At 59.7% G+C, this 17,894-nt stretch carries 20 protein-coding genes and 4 pseudogenes; 18 read left to right on the top strand and 6 right to left on the bottom strand.

The genetic code is table 11. The features are described from left to right. Positions 1 to 88 precede the first annotated feature (88 nt). The 10 genes and pseudogenes from NCT05_RS35455 to NCT05_RS35410 all read left to right on the top strand — a co-directional run. Entirely contained in the window at positions 89 to 790 is a 702-nt protein-coding gene (locus NCT05_RS35455) for a nitroreductase family protein (RefSeq protein ID WP_250504559.1), read from the top strand. A 173-nt stretch (positions 791 to 963) separates the two neighbouring features. Continuing rightward, positions 964 to 1,509 (top strand): carboxymuconolactone decarboxylase family protein, encoded by a 546-nt coding sequence (locus NCT05_RS35450; protein WP_250504558.1) that lies wholly within the window; start codon positions 964 to 966, stop codon positions 1,507 to 1,509. Positions 1,510 to 1,538: 29 nt separating this feature from the next. Beyond that, positions 1,539 to 2,081: an NADP-dependent oxidoreductase gene (locus NCT05_RS35445; RefSeq protein WP_250504557.1), complete on the top strand. Its 543-nt coding sequence runs from the start codon at positions 1,539 to 1,541 to the stop codon at positions 2,079 to 2,081. A 37-nt stretch (positions 2,082 to 2,118) separates the two neighbouring features. Continuing rightward, complete coding sequence (locus tag NCT05_RS35440) at positions 2,119 to 2,457, top strand: zinc-binding dehydrogenase (protein ID WP_350030115.1); 339 nt, start codon at positions 2,119 to 2,121, stop codon at positions 2,455 to 2,457. A 9-nt stretch (positions 2,458 to 2,466) separates the two neighbouring features. Then, positions 2,467 to 3,162: a glutathione S-transferase N-terminal domain-containing protein gene (locus NCT05_RS35435; RefSeq protein WP_250504555.1), complete on the top strand. Its 696-nt coding sequence runs from the start codon at positions 2,467 to 2,469 to the stop codon at positions 3,160 to 3,162. A 112-nt stretch (positions 3,163 to 3,274) separates the two neighbouring features. Next, positions 3,275 to 3,640 carry a cupin domain-containing protein gene (locus NCT05_RS35430; protein ID WP_250504644.1) on the top strand — a complete coding sequence of 122 codons (366 nt, stop codon included), beginning with the start codon at positions 3,275 to 3,277 and terminating at the stop codon, positions 3,638 to 3,640. Between the two features lie 78 nt (positions 3,641 to 3,718). Next, on the top strand, positions 3,719 to 4,189 hold the full coding sequence (locus tag NCT05_RS35425) for a pyridoxamine 5'-phosphate oxidase family protein (RefSeq protein WP_250504554.1): 471 nt from the start codon (positions 3,719 to 3,721) through the stop codon (positions 4,187 to 4,189). Between the two features lie 44 nt (positions 4,190 to 4,233). Next, positions 4,234 to 4,530, top strand: a pseudogene (locus tag NCT05_RS35420) (GNAT family N-acetyltransferase); the annotation flags it as partial. Positions 4,531 to 4,594: 64 nt separating this feature from the next. Beyond that, positions 4,595 to 4,978 (top strand): annotated as a pseudogene (locus NCT05_RS35415) (YkgB family protein); the annotation flags it as partial. After that, positions 4,975 to 5,244, top strand: a pseudogene (locus NCT05_RS35410) (DUF3788 family protein); the annotation flags it as partial. The pseudogenes NCT05_RS35415 and NCT05_RS35410, both read left to right, overlap by 4 nt. Positions 5,245 to 5,308: 64 nt before the next feature. Here the strand turns inward: NCT05_RS35410 and NCT05_RS35405 are convergent. The 4 genes from NCT05_RS35405 to NCT05_RS35390 all read right to left on the bottom strand — a co-directional run bounded on the left by NCT05_RS35405 (position 5,309) and on the right by NCT05_RS35390 (position 8,207). Then, positions 5,309 to 6,787: a 3'-5' exonuclease gene (locus NCT05_RS35405; RefSeq protein WP_250504553.1), complete on the bottom strand. Its 1,479-nt coding sequence runs from the start codon at positions 6,785 to 6,787 to the stop codon at positions 5,309 to 5,311. Positions 6,788 to 6,868: 81 nt separating this feature from the next. After that, positions 6,869 to 7,087: a hypothetical protein gene (locus NCT05_RS35400; RefSeq protein ID WP_250504552.1), complete on the bottom strand. Its 219-nt coding sequence runs from the start codon at positions 7,085 to 7,087 to the stop codon at positions 6,869 to 6,871. A gap of 183 nt (positions 7,088 to 7,270) precedes the next feature. Beyond that, a complete protein-coding gene (locus tag NCT05_RS35395; RefSeq protein WP_250504551.1) occupies positions 7,271 to 7,609 on the bottom strand; it encodes a hypothetical protein in 339 nt (112 codons plus the stop codon). 142 nt (positions 7,610 to 7,751) lie between these two features. Next, positions 7,752 to 8,207, bottom strand: coding sequence for a hypothetical protein (locus NCT05_RS35390; protein WP_250504550.1), 456 nt, complete (start codon positions 8,205 to 8,207; stop codon positions 7,752 to 7,754). Between the two features lie 163 nt (positions 8,208 to 8,370). Here NCT05_RS35390 and NCT05_RS35385 point away from each other — a divergent pair, with 163 nt between their 5' ends. Next, positions 8,371 to 8,982, top strand: a complete 612-nt coding sequence (locus NCT05_RS35385; protein WP_250504549.1) for a TetR/AcrR family transcriptional regulator — start codon at positions 8,371 to 8,373, stop codon at positions 8,980 to 8,982. A 122-nt stretch (positions 8,983 to 9,104) separates the two neighbouring features. Here NCT05_RS35385 and NCT05_RS35380 read toward each other — a convergent pair whose 3' ends face one another. Further along, complete coding sequence (locus NCT05_RS35380; RefSeq protein WP_250504548.1) at positions 9,105 to 9,515, bottom strand: hypothetical protein; 411 nt, start codon at positions 9,513 to 9,515, stop codon at positions 9,105 to 9,107. A gap of 539 nt (positions 9,516 to 10,054) precedes the next feature. After that, positions 10,055 to 10,297, bottom strand: coding sequence for a hypothetical protein (locus tag NCT05_RS35375; protein WP_250504547.1), 243 nt, complete (start codon positions 10,295 to 10,297; stop codon positions 10,055 to 10,057). Positions 10,298 to 10,706: 409 nt separating this feature from the next. Between NCT05_RS35375 and NCT05_RS37135 the strand changes: the two genes are divergently transcribed. From NCT05_RS37135 to NCT05_RS35345, 7 genes and pseudogenes are all read left to right on the top strand, one after another. Further along, positions 10,707 to 11,288, top strand: coding sequence for a helix-turn-helix domain-containing protein (locus NCT05_RS37135; protein WP_350030119.1), 582 nt, complete (start codon positions 10,707 to 10,709; stop codon positions 11,286 to 11,288). A gap of 211 nt (positions 11,289 to 11,499) precedes the next feature. Beyond that, positions 11,500 to 11,991: pseudogene (locus NCT05_RS35370) on the top strand (aspartyl/asparaginyl beta-hydroxylase domain-containing protein); the annotation flags it as partial. A 495-nt stretch (positions 11,992 to 12,486) separates the two neighbouring features. Further along, a complete protein-coding gene (locus NCT05_RS35365) occupies positions 12,487 to 13,410 on the top strand; it encodes a LysR family transcriptional regulator (RefSeq protein WP_250504546.1) in 924 nt (307 codons plus the stop codon). 108 nt (positions 13,411 to 13,518) lie between these two features. Next, positions 13,519 to 14,712, top strand: a complete 1,194-nt coding sequence (locus NCT05_RS35360) for a YbfB/YjiJ family MFS transporter (RefSeq protein WP_250504545.1) — start codon at positions 13,519 to 13,521, stop codon at positions 14,710 to 14,712. After that, the gene (locus NCT05_RS35355) at positions 14,709 to 15,941 is read left to right on the top strand and encodes an MFS transporter (RefSeq protein ID WP_250504544.1); all 1,233 of its coding nucleotides are present in this window, start codon (positions 14,709 to 14,711) and stop codon (positions 15,939 to 15,941) included. The genes NCT05_RS35360 and NCT05_RS35355 overlap by 4 nt, the downstream gene beginning before the upstream one ends. A 584-nt stretch (positions 15,942 to 16,525) precedes the next feature. Continuing rightward, positions 16,526 to 16,966 (top strand): ester cyclase, encoded by a 441-nt coding sequence (locus NCT05_RS35350; protein ID WP_244808497.1) that lies wholly within the window; start codon positions 16,526 to 16,528, stop codon positions 16,964 to 16,966. A 218-nt stretch (positions 16,967 to 17,184) separates the two neighbouring features. Next, positions 17,185 to 17,568 (top strand): nuclear transport factor 2-like protein, encoded by a 384-nt coding sequence (locus NCT05_RS35345; protein WP_061121030.1) that lies wholly within the window; start codon positions 17,185 to 17,187, stop codon positions 17,566 to 17,568. Positions 17,569 to 17,894: the final 326 nt, after the last annotated feature.

Genomic DNA, 17,894 nt, shown 5'->3' with positions numbered 1-17,894 from the left:
ATACGTTTTTGAGTAAAACACGTCTCGAGATTCTGCATTCGAAGGCCTAGAGTAGAGGCTCCGAACCACCTGATGACAGCCACGCACGATGAGCCGAATAGCCATTCCTGCCATTGACACCGCCACGGGCGCAACTGCTGACGTCTATGCGCGCGTAAAGAAAGTTTCTGGTGGCCGTGTTTCGAACACCTACGCCGCGTTGGGCCATCTTGTGCCCGCGTCGTTAGCCGCAGTGTTGGACGCGCAAGCAAGTCTGAATGCGGGCACTCTGCGGATTGGTACAAGTGCGCCGACTTCCTTTCACTTGCAAAATTGGCGCTTCATCGCGGTGCGCACGCCGGAAGCGAAAGCCCGGCTCAGCCCGATCGCATGGAGCCAGCCCGCAGTAACCGATGCCGCGGTCACTTTTATCGTGGTCGGCCAGCTCGTCGACACCAGTGTCATCCCTGAGCGTCTGGACCCCCTTGTGAAGGCAGGGGTCATGCCCGCGGCGATGGTGTCGGATTGGGAGAACCCCGCGCGCGAACTTTACATGGCTTATCCGCAGCGTCGGCGCGACGAGGCTGTACGAACCGCCACGTTTGGCGCGTCGGCAATCATCTACGCGGCACGCTCAATGGGGCTCGGCTCAACGCCGATGATCGGGTTCGATGCAGACGCGGTGCACCGGGAGTTCGGACTTGCGCAGGACGAAGTACCGGTGCTGTTGCTGGCTGTGGGACCGGAACGAGCAGGGAACTGGGCGCAGAAGCCTCGTCGCCCGGTGGACGAGGTGTTGGACCTCGTATAGACGCGCGGTGCCCCTCACGTCGCCGATGGACAAGCCCACAATGAAGCGATTACGCCACACAGTAAGCCTGTATTACGTACGCGGCGCGTTCGAGCGGTCCGCGGTGAAGAACTAATCGAAGGACATTTTTCCGACGACTCATTGTCGTACAACCAGCTAACATGGAGTGCATCATGTCAAGGACTACTATATTGCGTGCCAATGAAGTACCCGATGCATCGAAGCCGACGCTCGACGCGTTCACGAAGAACATTGGGTTCACCCCGAATATGATGGCGAGCTTCGCCCAAAGTCCAGTCACGTTCAACGCTTGGGCAACTTTGTTGGGCTCGCTGAGCAAGGTGCTCGATGTCAAGACGCGCGACAGCATCGGCCTGGCGGTCTCGGAGGTGAACGGCCGCAACTATTGCCTGAGCGTTCATAGCTTCACGGCCGAACATATGGCGAAGTTGCCGTCCGAGGAGATCGTGCTCGCTCGAAAAGGGCATGCCGCCGACCTGAAGCGGGACGCCGCCGTCCATTTTGCGCGCAAGGTCATTGAGAGCAGAGGTCACGTCAGCGACGACGATCTGAAGGCGGTCCGCGATGCGGGCTACACAGACGCGAATTTGATGGAGATCGTTGCGCTCGTGGCTATGTATTCCCTGACAAACTTCTTCAATAACGTGTTCGATCCCGAGAAGGACTTTCCCCCTGTCGCGCCCGCTGGCGCGATCTAGGACGGTTCGCATTTGGAGAGGAGCTTGGCATGAAGGCGGTCGTTGTGACGGATCAAGCTGCGGGCATTCCTGGGATGAGGCTCGCTGAGCGGCCTCAGCCCCAGCCGGCAATTAACGATGTGGTTGTTCAGGTACGCGCATCGGGCTTCGTCGGGACCGAACTGACGTGGCCCTCGACGTGGGCCGATCGTCTCGGGATCAACCGGACCCCGTCTATCCCCGGCCACGAATTGGCCGGGGTCGTGACAGAAATCGGCTATGGGACCACGGGCCTATCGCTGGAGCAGCGGGTGTTTGGTCTCACCGATTGGTACCGGGACGGCACACTCGCCGAGTATGTCGCAATCGAGGCACGCAACCTCGCGCCGCTACCCGGCGACGTCGACTTTACCGTTGGCGCCAGCCTCCCCATTTCCGGACTTACGGCATGGCAGGGGCTGTTCGTGCACGGGCGGCTGCGGGCCGGACAACGCGTGCTGGCCCATGGCGCGGCAGGGGCGGTTGGGACGATGGTCACACAACTCGCTCGGGGAAGCGGGCGCTTTTGTCATCGGTACTGGCCGTGCCGCTGATCGCGAAAAGTCACTTGAGTTTGGCGCGCACGAGTTCGTGGACCTTGCCAATGACAGGCTGGAGGACGTTGGTGAGGTTGATTTGGTTTTCGATGTCATTGGCGGTGACATCGGGAAGCGCTCCGCGAGCCTTGTGCGAGCTGGAGGGACGCTCGTCTCCGTCGTCGGGCCGATCGAGGCCCCCCCAAACAATGGCGTCGCGGTTGACTTCGTTGTTGAGTCGGATCAATACCAGTTGAACGAGATCGTCCAGCGAGTAAGAGACGGTCGACTAAGAACAAACATCGGTCAGGTCACGACCCTCGAGGATGCCGTCGCCACCTTCAACGGCAATCGTCGGATCAGCGGCAAAACGATAGTAACGGTTCGTGCGTAAGAGAAGCAAATGAAAACTCATCATCCTGTTTTCGCGCGGTGGCCGGCGACGTACCCCGATCGGTTGCAACTCTTCTCCTTACCCACGCCCAACGGCGTAAAAGTCGGAATCATGCTAGAGGAGACGGGGCTTGCCTATGAAGCACATCGCATCGACATCCTGGCTAACGAGAATCACGATCCTGCATTCCTTGCACTCAATCCCAATGGCAAGATTCCGGCGATCATCGATCCCAACGGCCCTGGTGGCCGGCCGCTCGCGTTGTTCGAGTCCGGTGCCATCCTGCTCTACCTTGCCGAAAAGACCGGGCAACTTCTGTCCGCTGATTCGGCTTCTCGCTACGAAACGATTCAGTGGGTGATGTGGCAAATGGGTGGTGTAGGGCCGATGTTCGGTCAGGTCGGATTCTTCAACAAGTTTGCCGGCAAGGCCTACGAAGATAAGCGCCCGCGCGACCGATACGCGGCTGAATCGGCGCGTCTGCTCGGTGTCCTCAACAAACGCCTCTCAGAGCGGGCATGGGTAATGGGCCCCGAATACAGTATCGCCGACATCTCACTGCTTGGCTGGGTGCGCAACCTAATTGGCTTCTATGAAGCCCGGGAACTCGTCGGCTTCGATCGATTCACGCACGTGCAGCGTTGGTTGGACCAAGGTCTCGCTCGGCCAGCGGTGCAGCGCGGTTTGAACGTGGCCGCGTTGTGAAGCACAGGGCCGCTCGCGAACGATGACACAGGACGCATCGGAATCCAAAAAGGAGAAGCCCGTGAACATCAAAAGCATTCTCATCGCGGCTTGGCTAGGGACCGCAGTTGCAATGACGAGCCCCGCTTCTGCTCATGTCGACGGAAAGGAAACCGTCACTGAGAATTTCAAAGCGGCCGTTCCCAATATTCCGGGAAAGTCACTAGTCGCCGTTGTAGTGGAATACGCGCCGGGGGCGGCCTCTCGCCCTCATACACACGCAAAATCGGCCTTCATTTACGCCTATGTGATCGACGGTGCGATCGAGTCAAAGGTGAACGACGGTGAGACGCGTACCTATCGGGCGGGAGAAAGCTGGTCGGAACCGCCGGGCGCAGTCCATTCGATCAGTCGGAATGCGAGGACCAAACCAGCCAAGTTACTTGCCGTGTTCGTCGTGGACACCAGCGAGCAGGCATTGACCACGCCGGTCAGATAGCTAGCAGACAAAGCGTGCGACGGTAACCCGGCCGATAGGGCCAAGGCTGAGCCGTCCATCTACAACGGAGGTCATCCCATGACTGCCATTAGAGCCGACGCAGAGTCGATCATCAGAAAGGCGATACTGTCGTTTGTCGCAACGGTGAACGAAGACGGAACGCCCAACCTCTCGCCAAAAGCTTCGTTGATCGTGCGAAACGGAACGCTCTATTTTGCCGATATCGCATCGCCCAGGACGATCCGAAACATGAAACGGAATCCCGCCGTCGAGATCAACGTGGTCGACATCTTCCAAAGGCGCGATTATCGCTTCAAAGGCCGGGCGCTGATACTCTCGGCAGACAATCCAGAGTACATGGCCATTGCCGAGTGGGTGAAGGCGCCCAACGGCCATGAGTATCCCGTGAATCACGTCGTGAAAATAGAGGCTATTTCCATTACGCCACTGCTGTCTCCGGCGCATGTTTATGCCGATCCCCCTCGCACCCAGGAGGAGATCGCAGCTATCTACTATGAGAAGTACGGTCTTGGACAGATTGAAAAATGATCGCTGACATCAGAGAGTCAACCTAAATGCAGCGTTTTCGGCAAAATGCAGCAATTGCAATATTGGGCGGCCATGCATTCGGGCTTGTTCATTGGGTCTACCATCGGTCCACCTGGACACTCGACGACTATTGCTATCTTCAAGATTTATTCGTTGCACCCGATGCACGCGGCGGCGGTATAGGCCGTGCCCTAATCGAACATGTTTATGCCGACGCGAAACGGCGCGGAACATCTCGCGTGTCTTGGCTGACGCACAAGACGAATTACGCCGCCAGGCGCCTCTACGACGAAATCGGTGATCGTTCAGGCTTTATTCAGTATCGAAAGTCGTTACCCTAAGAGCGGAAATTTTGCGGCGATAAGTTGTCTCTCGGTCCCATAAACATTCACATGGAGCAGCAAAATGAGCATCCAGCGAGATCGATATCAGTTTCGGATAGCAGAGAAGGGGGTCGGCACGGATTATGGTTTAAGCCTATTGAGATGGGCGCTTGTCCTTGTTTTTATTTGGTTTGGCGGGATGAAGTTTACCGCTTACGAAGCGAACGGGATCGCTCCATTTATCGCCAATAGCCCAATTATGAGTTGGCTGCATGCCCTATTCAGAGTTCGAGGTGCGAGCTATGTAATAGGGGTCGTCGAACTGTCAACGGCTGGCGCGCTGATCGTTGGAGCGTTTTGGCCGCTTTTCTCCGCGTTAGGAGCGGCGATGTCGGCCGTGACCTATTTGATCACTCTCACATTCTTTGTGAGCACGCCCGGGGTGGCCGAAGCGACAGCAGGTGGTCACTGCGCTACAGGAGGACGAAGGCGTTCTGTACCTTACTGCCGGGGTATGGGCAGCTTTCGGTCTTGGTTGTCCTCGGGCGAGCTGAGCGAGACAAGTTTGAGGAGCGCCGTTACTTCTGGAGCACACAGTTGCTCAAGCTCTATGACGACGCGCCGACACATCCAGACGGAAAGTGGCTCACGATTCCCATTTCGTCGACCGGTGATCGAGAGGAGGTGATGGAGCTCCTTCAAATGAAGCGCCCCGCACGTTCGCGCAGCTAGATCCGGGCCGCAGCGAAGTCGGTTCGAGCCCGTGCCGCTTTACGGCGACACGCGGCCTGACCCGTTATCCGCGAGTCGTCTTCGGCACGTTGAAAAGCCGAAGCAACTCGTCGCGAACATCGGAGATGTCGAGCACGTGTTGCGCGCGCGTGAGCGCCACATACAGCAGCCGCATCTCGTCCTCGTCCAACGTCAGCCGCCCATCGACCATCTTGAAGCGGAAGTCGTTGACGATCCGCACCCGCTTCCATTCCAGTCCTTTCGCCCGATGGATGGTCGAGATGACATAGTCAGCTTGGCCTTCGGGCGTCTGACGTTGAGCGAGCGCGCGCAAGTAATCCGTGCCGCGATCGTCGATGATCTCAACGACAGGCAGCAAGTCGCGTCCGACTGCGCTGCGCGCGAAAGCCTGCGCTTCTTTCCAGTTTTCGAAGAGCGATAGGGCTGTTGGCCGGAAAGCTCGCCTTCCGTTGAGCAACTGATCGGCGCCGTCCGCAAAGGCAATGATCTCGCTGGGGTTCATGCGAAGCGCCGGTCGGTGCCCCATCTCAATGCCCGCCGCGAACTGCCAGATTGCCGTCGCGTTCTTCCGGCAAAGCACTGCGTCCACGGGCGGCTGCACTGACGGATCTTCGACCATGATCGAGCCGATGGTCGGCTGGCCTCGGATCGGTGTGCTCTCTCCAAGTAGCGCAAGCACGCAACTCGCGAGTCCTGCGAAGGTCGGCCCAAAGCGGAACGATTCGGTCAGCTGCCGCTCTGACGCAGCGATCTGCGCCATCGCGTTGACTGCGCCGCGCCACTCGTAGATCTGCTGGTATGGGTCGCCCACATAGATCGTCTGCGCGTGCCGTTGCTTAGAGAGGACGGATAGCATGATGCCGTCGCTATCCTGGGCTTCGTCGAACAAGATGAAGTCGGCGTCGATGCGCGGATTGGACTGGCCCCACACCTTCAGAGAAACGTCTGGCTGTATCGCCTTCAGCCCACGCGGGTTGATGCTTTCCGCCCACAACCGCCCAACGCTGGGCGCGAGCTGCTCGCGCAGCCAGTCGGCCGCGTCGTCGCGGATCTTTTCATCGACCGGTATGTGGAAGGGCTGTGGCGTATCGTCAGCGGACCGACAAAAGCGGCCGAGAGCGTCAGCAATCATCCGGCCGATCTCGAAGGGCGCGACTTCCGCATTCTTTCCCGTGATGGTCGGCACCTCGATAGGACCGAACCCATATCGCGCGGCCAGTTCGTGCGGCGGCTCGGACGGCCGATTGATGCGCGCGGTCAGCCTCGCGGGGGTGCTAGCGTAGGCGAGCGAATGGACGGTGCGGGCTGAGACGTTCGCCGGAAAGCCGCGGCGCGCCGAGTCCGCGATCTCCTTATTGAACGCCAGATAGCTACCGCGCTGGCCAGTGAGCTGCTGGGCGACGAGCCGAAGCGTCGAAGTCTTGCCTGCGCCCGCATACGCTTTGACCTTCAGATCGCCACCACCTTTTGCGGCTTCGACGACGGCTTCCTGTTCCGCCGTGGGTTTGTATGCCTTGGCCACCGATCGCTCTTCCAACGAAAAGAAGCAGTTTGCCCCAAGTTCGACCGACCGGTGCCGGCGCGGCCGCCACGCTCGCTGTTGCTACTTGCGTCCGTCGGCGATGAAGCGCGGCGGAAAGATGATGCAGCCGTGCTCGTCGCGCTCGACGGGCAGGTCTGAACTGTCCAGCATCTTCTCGACGTCCTGGACCTCGGGCAGTAGGGGCCACGGCCACGCTTTTGTCGCCCATGATGGAATCCAGTCCTGACAAACAAAGCCAGAATTCTTCTGGCTCGTCCCATATCGAATCGAACGTTTCATCGAGAAGTTGCTGCATATAGGAGACGTGCTCAAGACGCATCGACAACCAGTGACGTCGGACGCGGTCTTCGCCGGCTATTACGGTGCGCGACTCAAGATCGAGCACGAACCGGTGCTTCATGTAGGGGTCACTGGCCCACAGCGATTCCCATTCTCCGACCGCATATCGTTGCATCGACGCTCCTAGTCCCAGCCCCAATCGTGACGCTCTTTCGCATGGAGAGCCAACCCAAGAATATCCGGTAAGCCAAACGACGACGCCCTTCGTTTTGCTGCGATGAACTGGTCAACGAGTGTCGGCTTCACCCTGAGCATCACCATCGCCTTCAGTTCGTCATAGTCGAAGAGATGGATCATCGCGGGTCGGTTCGCGACCAACGCGCTAATCTCCCGACAGCGAACGGCTTCGCGAGCGCTCGCCAAGCCGTACTTTTGCCGCACGTGCTCATGGACGTCGCGACGTGCCTGAATGCGGTCTTCTTTCGTCTTGTACTGCTCGAATACGTCAAATTCAATGTCCAAAAGCGCGAGGCTTATCTCGTTTCCTGCTTGTATACATCTCGGCGGCACAGCAGATCCTCTCTCCTAAAATAATTTCGGCGGTAGAAGACGTCATAGCGGCCAAACCGGCGAGATTCTTAAGGGTTTGCCGAAAAAGCCTTCATCAGGACCGGCGTTTGAGCACCTGCAACAGCCCCGCGTCGACGGGGCGCGCACTTGCCAGGTCTACGAAAACGGGCAGGCTGCCGCCGACGATGTCACGCGACTCTACGGCGACGACCGGCGGTTTCCAAGGTTCGCCAGATGGTCGACTGGACGGCAGGTCAGCCGCGTTGAAGTCGAGCGAGTATTCGGTGAATCCCCGGTCTGTTTCCACCACTACGCGCGTGCGGTCCACGCGAATGCCACGAAGCTCTTGGCCGACAATGCGTCCGATGACGACGTCGAGTTCTTTTTCTCTCGCGAGGCGCACGCCTCCTGCGTGGTGCTTACGATGCAGATGGATCACAACAGCAGCTGTAGGCTCTTCTTCAAGTAGCACCAAGCGGTAAGTTGCGACGCGAGGCTCTCGTTTCTCATTCGCGTAGACGATGTCTCTGAATTGACCTAGATACGCCATGCTCGCTCCGTTAGCTGCCGCGACACTATCGTCACGCCTCACTACCGAGCCTACGGAGCGGCCAGCGAAGTCAAGGCAAGGCGGCAAACCGATCTAGGGTGCGATGTGGCGTTCATAATGCTGTCGAGCAGCCATATGCCGCCGCAAACTTTACCGACAAAAAATGGACAGCAAACCGCCGAAGCCAGTAATCAAGCGTGACCCCGAGGGGACCCGCCGCCGCATTCTAGCCGGCGCGCGGACCGACGCAATTGCCCAGGTCGCGGGTACGAACGAACGAATGCTGTACTACTACTTCGGCAGTATGGAGCTTCTCTACGTCGCCGTATTGGAGTCCATGTACGCGGATTATGCGAAGAAAGAGAGCGAGCTCGACCTAAGCGGCCTGCCACCTCGCGAGGCGATGGCAACGCTCGCCAGGTCGATCTGGGCGCACTTTTGGGACAACCCTGAATGGCTTGGCTTGATCAACAACGAGAACCTGCATCAGGGCCGGTACCTGAAGACTTCACAAAAACTTAGCGAGACAATTTCGCCAGTGGTTGATGTCGTCAGGTCGATTCTTGCGCGCGGAGCCGATGCAGGGCAGTTTCGTAGCGGAATCGACCCGTTGGACTTTTATGTCACGCTAGTTGGGATGGGCTACTACATCGCTTCGAACCGCTTCACGATCAACACGTTCACCGGTCGCGATTATGCGCACCGGTCTGATCGGCAGAAAATCTGCGAAATGCATTTGGAGATACTGGACGCCTATCTGCGTTCCGCCACGTAGCCGCGCAGACGCCGATGTGTCGAGCCGCCACCGGCTGTTGCCGACCCGGAGCGGACTTTCGGCTCTCTCAAGAGCAGCCGTTCGAAGACGGTTGATCCGGCCGGCCAACGGCCCGCAGAGCGCTAAAGGTACTTGAACTTTATGATCTGCAATTTGTTATTGAATCGCGCAGCTTTGAACTGAACTGGCTCCGTCGAGTTCGTAGTTGTGCGCTCCATGATCCACGGAATCGGTCGATACTTCGCTGTCCGACCATTGATAATTAAATCCAAGACCTCGTATTCCTCCACATAGGCACGCGTTAAAAATCGTCCACGAGATTGCCACTCCCAATGCGCCGGCACAGTTCGCTTAGCTATGACCGTTGCGCTTCCCGTCTGTGCTTTCACGCCAGCAAAATTGGCAATCTCGAACAATGTTCTGGCGATGCAGGCAATGACGACCGCGTAGAAGAAGAAAAGCACGCCTGCGCCGCCAAGTTGACCGCGATTGAGTAGCGTGAAGGGAAGCGACACAAAGTTAAGCAAAGACAATCTTGATCCCTACCGTGGAAGGAAGAACGGTGCAACGCGCCGACCGGCACTTACGCACGAGGCCGTCGATTCTCCCTCGGGCTGGCCGAATTGTCAGCAATCCCGCCTCACACGTCGAACGTCGGTTTGTGGCCGAGAGCGCCAGCTCGATGAACGGTCTCCGAAGCGGATCTTCAAGTCCTCAACGTGAGCTGGAGCGATGCGTCCCAACGCGAACAAACGGCCAATTCCGGCCATTGGCATCGGCCATACGGTGGTCGTTCGAATGACGGGTAGTCTTTAAAAAACCGCCGCATTGGTGCGCGCTCGTCGGCCCCGTGCGGACGTTTGGCGAGGTTCATCTCTACGTAGCAATACCGGGGAGCGAGTTCCCCTGCTGGACAAGTTCGATCGATGCCGCCTAACTACGGAGCTCCGAAAATCGGCTACTGAAACGGAGCGAACCGAAGAGAGTCAACATTTCGGTCCACCGAGTGGCCGCATCCCACGAATTGGGGAAAAGCACGCTTGAAGAATCAGGCTGAATTTGCTCTCTCTCATCAGAGATCCTTGAACTGGCGACCGACCAGCGCATCGTACGTCTTTGGCTCGGCCGTGACGATCGCCCGCATCAGTTCGTCAAGCGCCGTGCGGCTGGCAAGTTCGCGGGCGAGAACTCGAGCGGTGCGCACCGACACTTGATGCGAACGCAAGATTCCACCTCCGTCCACGTCGAAAGTAAAAAAGTGAAGATCAGGGTTACCGTTCGGCGCTGCTTGATGCGCTGCGATCGTCGCAATCATGGCGAAGGTCGAGTTTTCATTGCGAACCGCATACGTTGACCAAAGGCACATTTTTGACGTAACGGCCGAAACACGGGGCGTCCGTATTAGACGCCTTCCGGAAACGTACTAAAATGTTTTTAACGGAATTACATCGGCGGGAGTTCGAATGCTGACGCGAGAGGGCGCTGACGAAGCCGAAATAATTGTCCGACCGCGCACCGGTGGCGGCTGGCAGGTCGAATTTCCGTCGCCCGTGGGGGTCCGTATCACGACGGCGCATACGGAGCAGGAGGCGCTCGCCTTAGCGCGGTCGTTAGGTCCTGACATGCAAGTGCGGCTTCTTCCTGCCGCTGATGGCGTCGTGCGGGAGCGGTCGCGGGCCGACGGGCCCGACTGAGATTGTGCTGCGTCTTTGATCAACAATGACATGATCGTTGTGTTCCGGAATGAGGGAAGTGTCGGCCACGAGTATGCGGCCCAAGCCCTACGCGCTGTCGACCTCGAAGTTTGCGATGATGTATTCGTGGGCGCTTCGTCAGTGACGACCCCAGCGCGCGAAAGGCCGACCTTGCGATGTGTCATTGATCGACTATGGCCGAACGACATGGTTGTCGTTTTCGATCTGGCGTCCCTTGGCAACGGCTACTCCGATGTTCTCGCTACCTTACGGACGATCGCGGAAAAAGGCGCGGCGGTTGCCTGCCTTAGCCGGACAGTTGCAGGATGGACGATCGTTCGACACGAAACGTTAATCGCCGCGCTCATTTTGGTTGCAGACACGGATCGAAAGATCCGAACAATACGAGCGAGAGACGCCTCTCGGCGGTTGAGTGACCTTGGAGCGAAACTAGGGCGCCCCTGTTCGCTGAGCGCGGAATTACAGCGTGAGGCGCTCGCAGCGTTGGCAGCAGGAAGCACGGTCTCGGAAGTTGCCCGCGCCTTGAACACATCACGACAGACAATTTTACGACTTCGCCGATCGCAGGAAACGAGTGAAGGCAGCGCTTGAACTGTCGCACCAATGCAGCGCGCTGCCCTGGAGTGATTGGTCCACCTCTAGGCGCGCCTGCTAATTTGAGGGCATTGAGGCGCCGGGATCGAGGAAGGTGACCGCTACGTCGACGCTTTCGCCTGTGTCTGGACTATAAGGAAAGATGTTTCGAACAAAGGTATGCGGTCCTTCGTGGACGCCCTAGCAATGGACAAGTGATTCTCTGATGCTAAAGGCGGCGATGTTCGCCATGCTGCCGCCCGGCGGCGTGCTCACGCTGCACCGCGATCCATACGCGGGATCGCTGCGCTATCACCTGGGACTCGTGACGCCGAACGACGACAACTGCGCGATCATCGTCGACGGCCAGCGCTATTCGTGGCGCGACGGCGAGGAAGTCGTTTTCGACGAAACCTATCTGCACTGGGCCGAAAACAAAACGGACAAGGACCGCATCATCCTACTCTGTGACATCGAGCGGCCGATGAAATACCGATGGGCGCAGGCGTTCAACCACGCGGTAGGCGGCTTCCTGATGCGCGCGGCTACCTCACCGAACGAGATGGGTGACCGTACCGGCGGTCTGAATCGCGCGTTCAAATATCTGTATTCGATCCGGCTCGTCGGCAAGCGTCTGAAGGCATGGAACCGGATCGTCTACTACATCGTGAAGTGGCTGCTGTTCGGCGGGATAGCAATTGCGATTTTCTGGCGCTACTGAGGCCAGCCGAAGGCAAGCCAGCCCAGACAAGGCGGTGCCGTAACGCGGCGAGCATCCCCAGATGAGCGGAATTTTCAGTGGAGCGGCCATTCAAACGGCGCCAGGTCTCTCGAAGAATGGCCGATCAAGGCCGCACTGGGACCTGGTGTGCTGGCTGCCGCCCAACGACGCAGAAGTTCCCTTCGCTTGCATTTCGCTCCGGCAAGCCCTTGCCTCTGCAAAGCTGAGCGGCCACCGGCATGACTTCCGACCGCGAGTTGACGAGGTCATTGGCGCAACTGTGACAAATCTAACACGGTGCACGCCGACAAGACTTTCCGATTGAGATACAAGGTAGTCATCCGTATTATCGGCAACGCGCGAGGTCACGGCTCCCCATCGTCGAAGGCGCCGAAGAGCAACATCAACGTGACATGACGGTCTGACGGGTTTTATCCGCGCGATTTCCTCCGGTAGACTGGGCGCTTCATCGATCAATCGAAGCGCCGAGCCGACATGGACCGAATAGACGCGATGAAAGTGTTCATCGCCACGCTCGACGAAGGCAGCTTGGCGGGCGCGGGGCGGCGTCTCGGCCGCTCGCCTGCAGCCGTTAGCCGGGCGATCGCCTTTCTCGAGGCGCATACGGGCACGGCGCTGCTTCATCGCACAACTCGCACCATCAAGCTGTCCGAAGCCGGCGAACGTTATGCCGTTGCTTGCCGCCGCATCCTCACTGATCTCGAAGAAGCCGATTTGCTGATCGCGCACGAACGCGCCGCGCCGCGCGGGCTGCTGACGATCACCGCGCCCGTCGCCGCGGGCGAAGATATGCTGCGTCCGCTGCTCGACGACTTCATCGCGCGCTTTCCCGCCGTGTCGGTGCGTCTGCAACTTCTCGACCGGCCCGTGAGCCTAATCGATGAAGGAATCGATGTCGCGTTGCGCATCGCGCATCTGTCGGACTCGACGCTCGTCGCGATTCCCGTCGGTGAAGTGCGGCGCGTCGTGGCTGCGTCACCGGGCTATCTCGCGAAGCATCCGCGCATCGAAAAGCCCGCGGATCTTGGGCAGCATCAGATCATTTCGATGACGCACTTCGGTCTCGATTCATGGAGCTTCCCCACCGCAGGCGGCTCGACGATTCCGCAAGTCGTGCAGTTCGCGCCGCGTTTCATCGTCAACACGGTGCGCGCGGCGGTTGCGTCCGCTGTCGATGGTAATGGCCTCACACGGCTCTTTTCCGATCACGTCGCCAAGGAAGTAAAGGACGGGACGTTGCAAATCGTGCTGTCCGACAGCGAGCACGGGCCGTTGCCGGCGCATCTGCTGACGCCGCACGGACGGCTGTCGGTGCCAAAAGTACGCGCGTTCGTCGATTTCGCTATGCCGCGCCTGCGGCGTCGGTTCAGGGAACTGCAACTCAATTCAATCGAATAGCGGAAGATTGTCTTCCCTTCAGCATCGATTCTCTCTCGATGCGATCGAATATAGACTGGCCTTCATCGAGGCGCGCACGCCGCGTCTCCGGCAAAGATGGAGGGGGGTATGCGTTACGCAGTCTTGAACCCATCGGAACCCGAGCCGTTCCAGGTCTGGCGCGGCATGCTCGCAGGGGCGAGCGCGAGTCTCGTCGGCATCGGGCTCGCGCGTTTTGCCTATACGCCGCTCTTGCCAGCGATCATCGGCGCGCACTGGTTTCCCGCGTCGACGGCCGCTTATCTCGGCGCGGCTAATCTCGGCGGTTATCTTGCGGGCGCGCTGGCCGCGGGCTTCTTCGCGCGGCATGCGCGTGCCGCTACGGTCTTGCGCGCGATGATGGTCATCGCGACCATTGCGTTAGTCGCGTGCGCGTTTCCGGTGTCGTTTCTGTGGTTCTTCGTGTGGCGGTTCCTGTCCGGCATTTCTGGCGGCGCGCTGATGGTGCTCGCCGCGCCGACGATCATCGCGCACGTCGCGCCCTCGCGTCGCGGCTTTGCGAGCGGGGCGATTTTCACGGGCGTCGGGCTGGGCATCGCGGCGTCGGGGACGATCGTGCCGTTATTGCTGCGACAAGGTCTGACGCAGACGTGGCTGGGCCTCGCGGTGGTCTCGTTGCTGCTGACCATCGTCGCGTGGAATGGATGGCCCTCGCAGGATGCACCGGCGCCCGCCGCGCAGCAAGCGAGCGTCAAGGCGCCGCCGCCCGCATTGCGCGCGCTGTTCGTCGAGTACGCGTTGAATGCAGTCGGTCTGGTGCCGCACATGATCTTTCTCGTCGATTTCGTCGCGCGCGGTCTCGGCAAAGGTGTCGATGCAGGCGCGGAGTTCTGGGTGCTGTACGGGCTCGGTGCGATCGCCGGGCCGCTGCTTGCCGGTCATCTGGCGGATCGCGCGGGTTTCGGGCCGGCGCTTCGGGTCGCATATCTGCTCCAGTTGGTTGCGGTCGCGTTGCCCGCGCTGTCGTCGAGTTCGAGCCTGCTGATGGTGTCGAGCGTGCTGGTCGGTGCATTCACGCCGGGCATCGTGCCGCTCGTGCTGGGGCGCGTGAATGAGCTGCTCGCGCATCATTCGGCCGCGCAGAGGGGCGCATGGCGCACCGCGGCGACGGGCTTTGCGGTCCTTCAGGCGCTCGCGGCATACGGTCTTTCCTTTCTGTTTTCGAGCAGTGGCGGCGATTACCGCCTGCTTTTCGTGATCGGCGCGGCGGCGCTCGCGATTGCCCTAGCCGTGGATCTTTTCGCTGCGTTGAGGTCAAAATGAGCCAGGTCGTTCAACCCTCGGGAGCCCTCGGCCATGCAGAACGCAATGGCCAGTACTGGCGACGCAATCTCGCAGTCTGCGTGTTCGGTTCGTTCACGACGCTCGTGAGTCTCAGCATGTTGCTGCCGTTTCTGCCGCTCTACGTGCGGCAACTCGGCGTGAGTTCGCAGTCGGCGGTGATCGAATGGTCGGGCGTCGCGTTCAGCGCGACGTTTCTTGGCACCGCCGTCACAGCGCCGCTCTGGGGACGTCTCGCCGATCGCTACGGCCGCAAGCCGATGCTTGTGCGCGCGGCGGTCGGCATGGCCATCGTGATGTCGTTGATAGGAGTCGCGCATTCGGTGCATCAACTCGTCGCGCTGCGTCTGCTTGCCGGTCTGATCGGCGGCTACGCGTCGGCGTCGACGGTGATGATTGGCACGCAGGCGCCGCGCGAGCGGGCAGGGTCAGCGCTCGGCATTCTGTCGACGGGCGCGCTCGCGGGCAATCTCGCCGGGCCGCTCATCGGCGGCATGCTGCCAGGATTGATCGGCATACGCGGGACGTTTTTCGCGGGCGCGGGAATGATCGCGGGGGCCGCGCTACTCACGATCGTCCTCGTGAAGGAAGACTTCCATCCCGCCGATGCGAAGAAACACGCGGCGGATCCTGCTTCAAAGTCGGCGCATCGCACGAATTACGTCGTTGTGGCCGCGCTGCTCGCCACCGCGATGATGGTGCTGCTCGCGAACATGTCGATTGAGCCGATCATCACCGTGTATATCGGCGGTCTGGGCGTGACGGCAGACCATGTGGCGCGCATCGCGGGCGTCGTGATGGCGTGTTCCGCGCTTGGCAGCATGCTGACGGCGGCGCGGCTCGGCGCGCTCGCGGATCGCATCGGAAGCTGGAACGTGATCGTCGGATGTCTCGTGCTGACTGGCATCGCGATGATCCCGCAAGCGTTCGTGCATCAGTGGTGGCAGCTCGCCGCGCTGAGGGTGCTGATGGGCATGACGCTCGCAGGTCTGCTGCCGTCTATCTCGAAGCTCGCGCGCAGCGCCGTCGATGAGAACCGAAGCGGACAATTGCTCGGATATCTGCAATCGGCACAGTTTAGCGGGCAGGTCACAGGGCCACTGATTGGCGGCCAGATTGGCGTATGGTTCGGGTTGCATTCGGTGTTCTTCGCGACGGGAAGCCTGCTGATCATGTGCGCGGGCCTCGCGTATTGGGCGCGCACCCGCTGAATCGTGCAGCGCGGTTTGAGTTCGGACTCAAGAATTCCAACTCAAGCAGCGGGCTCATTCCCCGCTTCTGCCCCATGCCGCCAGTGCTCTCGATGGCGGGTAGCTTAGCGCGTCATACAGTTGTTGCTTCTTTGGGGGCCGGGGCGGAGCGAATCGGTCCGACGTTATGCGATGGGTTCGCCCGACGTCCCTTGTCGCCTCCTATCGACCCAAGGGACTTGATAAATATGCACTAAAACTTTGTGGACGGCTCGGAACGGGTCGCATCGGCACTTGCTCGGAAGGCTGGCGCTCAGCCCCGCTATGGGCGTACGGTGCGTCGAAAACCGGCGGCGATTATGGTCACTGTGTGGGTGGTTGGTGAGTTCGACGCGAAACGGCGCAAGGCTCATATCGGACCCAATGCGGCTTTCACGCAGCAGGCCGACGCGTACGGCAGCTCACGTGGACATCGCGAAGCCGCTCGCCTTTCAAGACGGCCTCGCACGCCTATGTCGCGTGGCACGACATCGCGCAGAGAACGCTAAAGGACAGCACGAGCACATTGCGCTAAAGTACTCCTACTGGTCCCCCCGGGAGGCACCATGCCGGCGACACTGAATGCAGGGAACACCGAACGCGAGGCGGTAGAGCGCATTTACCGCGCGTTCGCCGCGCACGACATCGCGTTGCTGCGCGAGGCCGTCACCCCAGACTGGGAATACGTTCCCGAGCCGCCCGGCCGGAAGCCGGGCCCCGATCAGATGATCGCTATCTTCGCCGACATGGCTACCGCGCTGCCGGACCTGCGCATTGAGATCCTGGACATGCTGGTGCAGGACGACCGGGTGGGCGTGCGCGCCGAAGTGAGCGGGACGCAGTCCGGCCCGCTGATGGGCATCGCCGCGACCAGCAAGCCGGTGCGCTTCGCGATCCATTCGTTTCATCAGGTGCGCGACGGCCGCATCGCGAAGACATGGCATCTCGAGGACTGGCTGAGTGTATTTCACCAGCTCGGCCAGATGCCGCGCAGTGCCAGGCGCTGAGCCCCGAACGCCGGACGTCTTCGACGCCTCGGCCGACTAGCCGAGCATCGAGCCGTTCGAGTTCGCGCCGCGCAAAGCGGTGGCCATTGCTTTCGAATGAATCGGCGAGCGGGCATTGAGCAATTGCGTGGAATCGCAAAGCTGTCGAGGGTCGGGCAACACTGGGCTTATTCCGCGAATCAGGGCTCGATGAACCTAACTGATACCGGAGGCACTGCATGGACGAAGAGAAAATTCGTGAAGCCCTGAATCTGCACTGGCAAGCGTCGGCGGCCGGCGATCTCGATACAGAACATGACATCTACGACGACGATGCCATCTGTGACTATCCCCAGTCAGGTGAACGAATCCTCGGGCGAAAGAATTTGCAGGCACTGCGCAGTCATCATCCAGGGAAGCCCGCAGGTTTCGATGTCAGGCGAATCCTAGGCGAGGGCAGTCTATGGATCACGGAATACTCCATCACTTATAACGGGCATGCGGCTTACACGGTAAGCATTATGGAGTTCTGCAACGGCAAGGTTCTCCACGAAACACAATATTTTTCTGATCCCTTTGAAGCGCCGGCTTGGCGGAGTCAATGGGTTCAGCAGACCGAGTAACGACGCATTTTTCGAGAGAGATGCGTGATGCGTCAATTCGATATGAAGAAGACTTACTCGAGGAGAATCTCCGGGCTTGAGAAGCCGAAGTTCTTAATTTAGCTCCTGCTGGACCGCTTCAATGGCGCGTCGTCTATGTGAGATATTCGAGTCGATCATTCGGAGATCGAACGCCCCAAGAGGTTGTTGTCTCGCACCACTGCGGAAACGCGACGCGGAGCACGTTCGTACTAGTCGACTGCGTCATTAATTTGGCACCTGGCGGATTCGACGTGAAGGATCGTCATACTTCCACTTGATCGGCTTTGGATGTTTATTGTGCTCGC

This window comes from Caballeronia sp. AZ7_KS35 (assembly GCF_023631045.1).
GTDB classification, from domain to species: Bacteria; Pseudomonadota; Gammaproteobacteria; order Burkholderiales; family Burkholderiaceae; genus Caballeronia; species Caballeronia zhejiangensis.
Note: the sequence above shows the minus strand (reverse complement) of the source record. Positions and strands in the feature narration are given on the sequence as shown.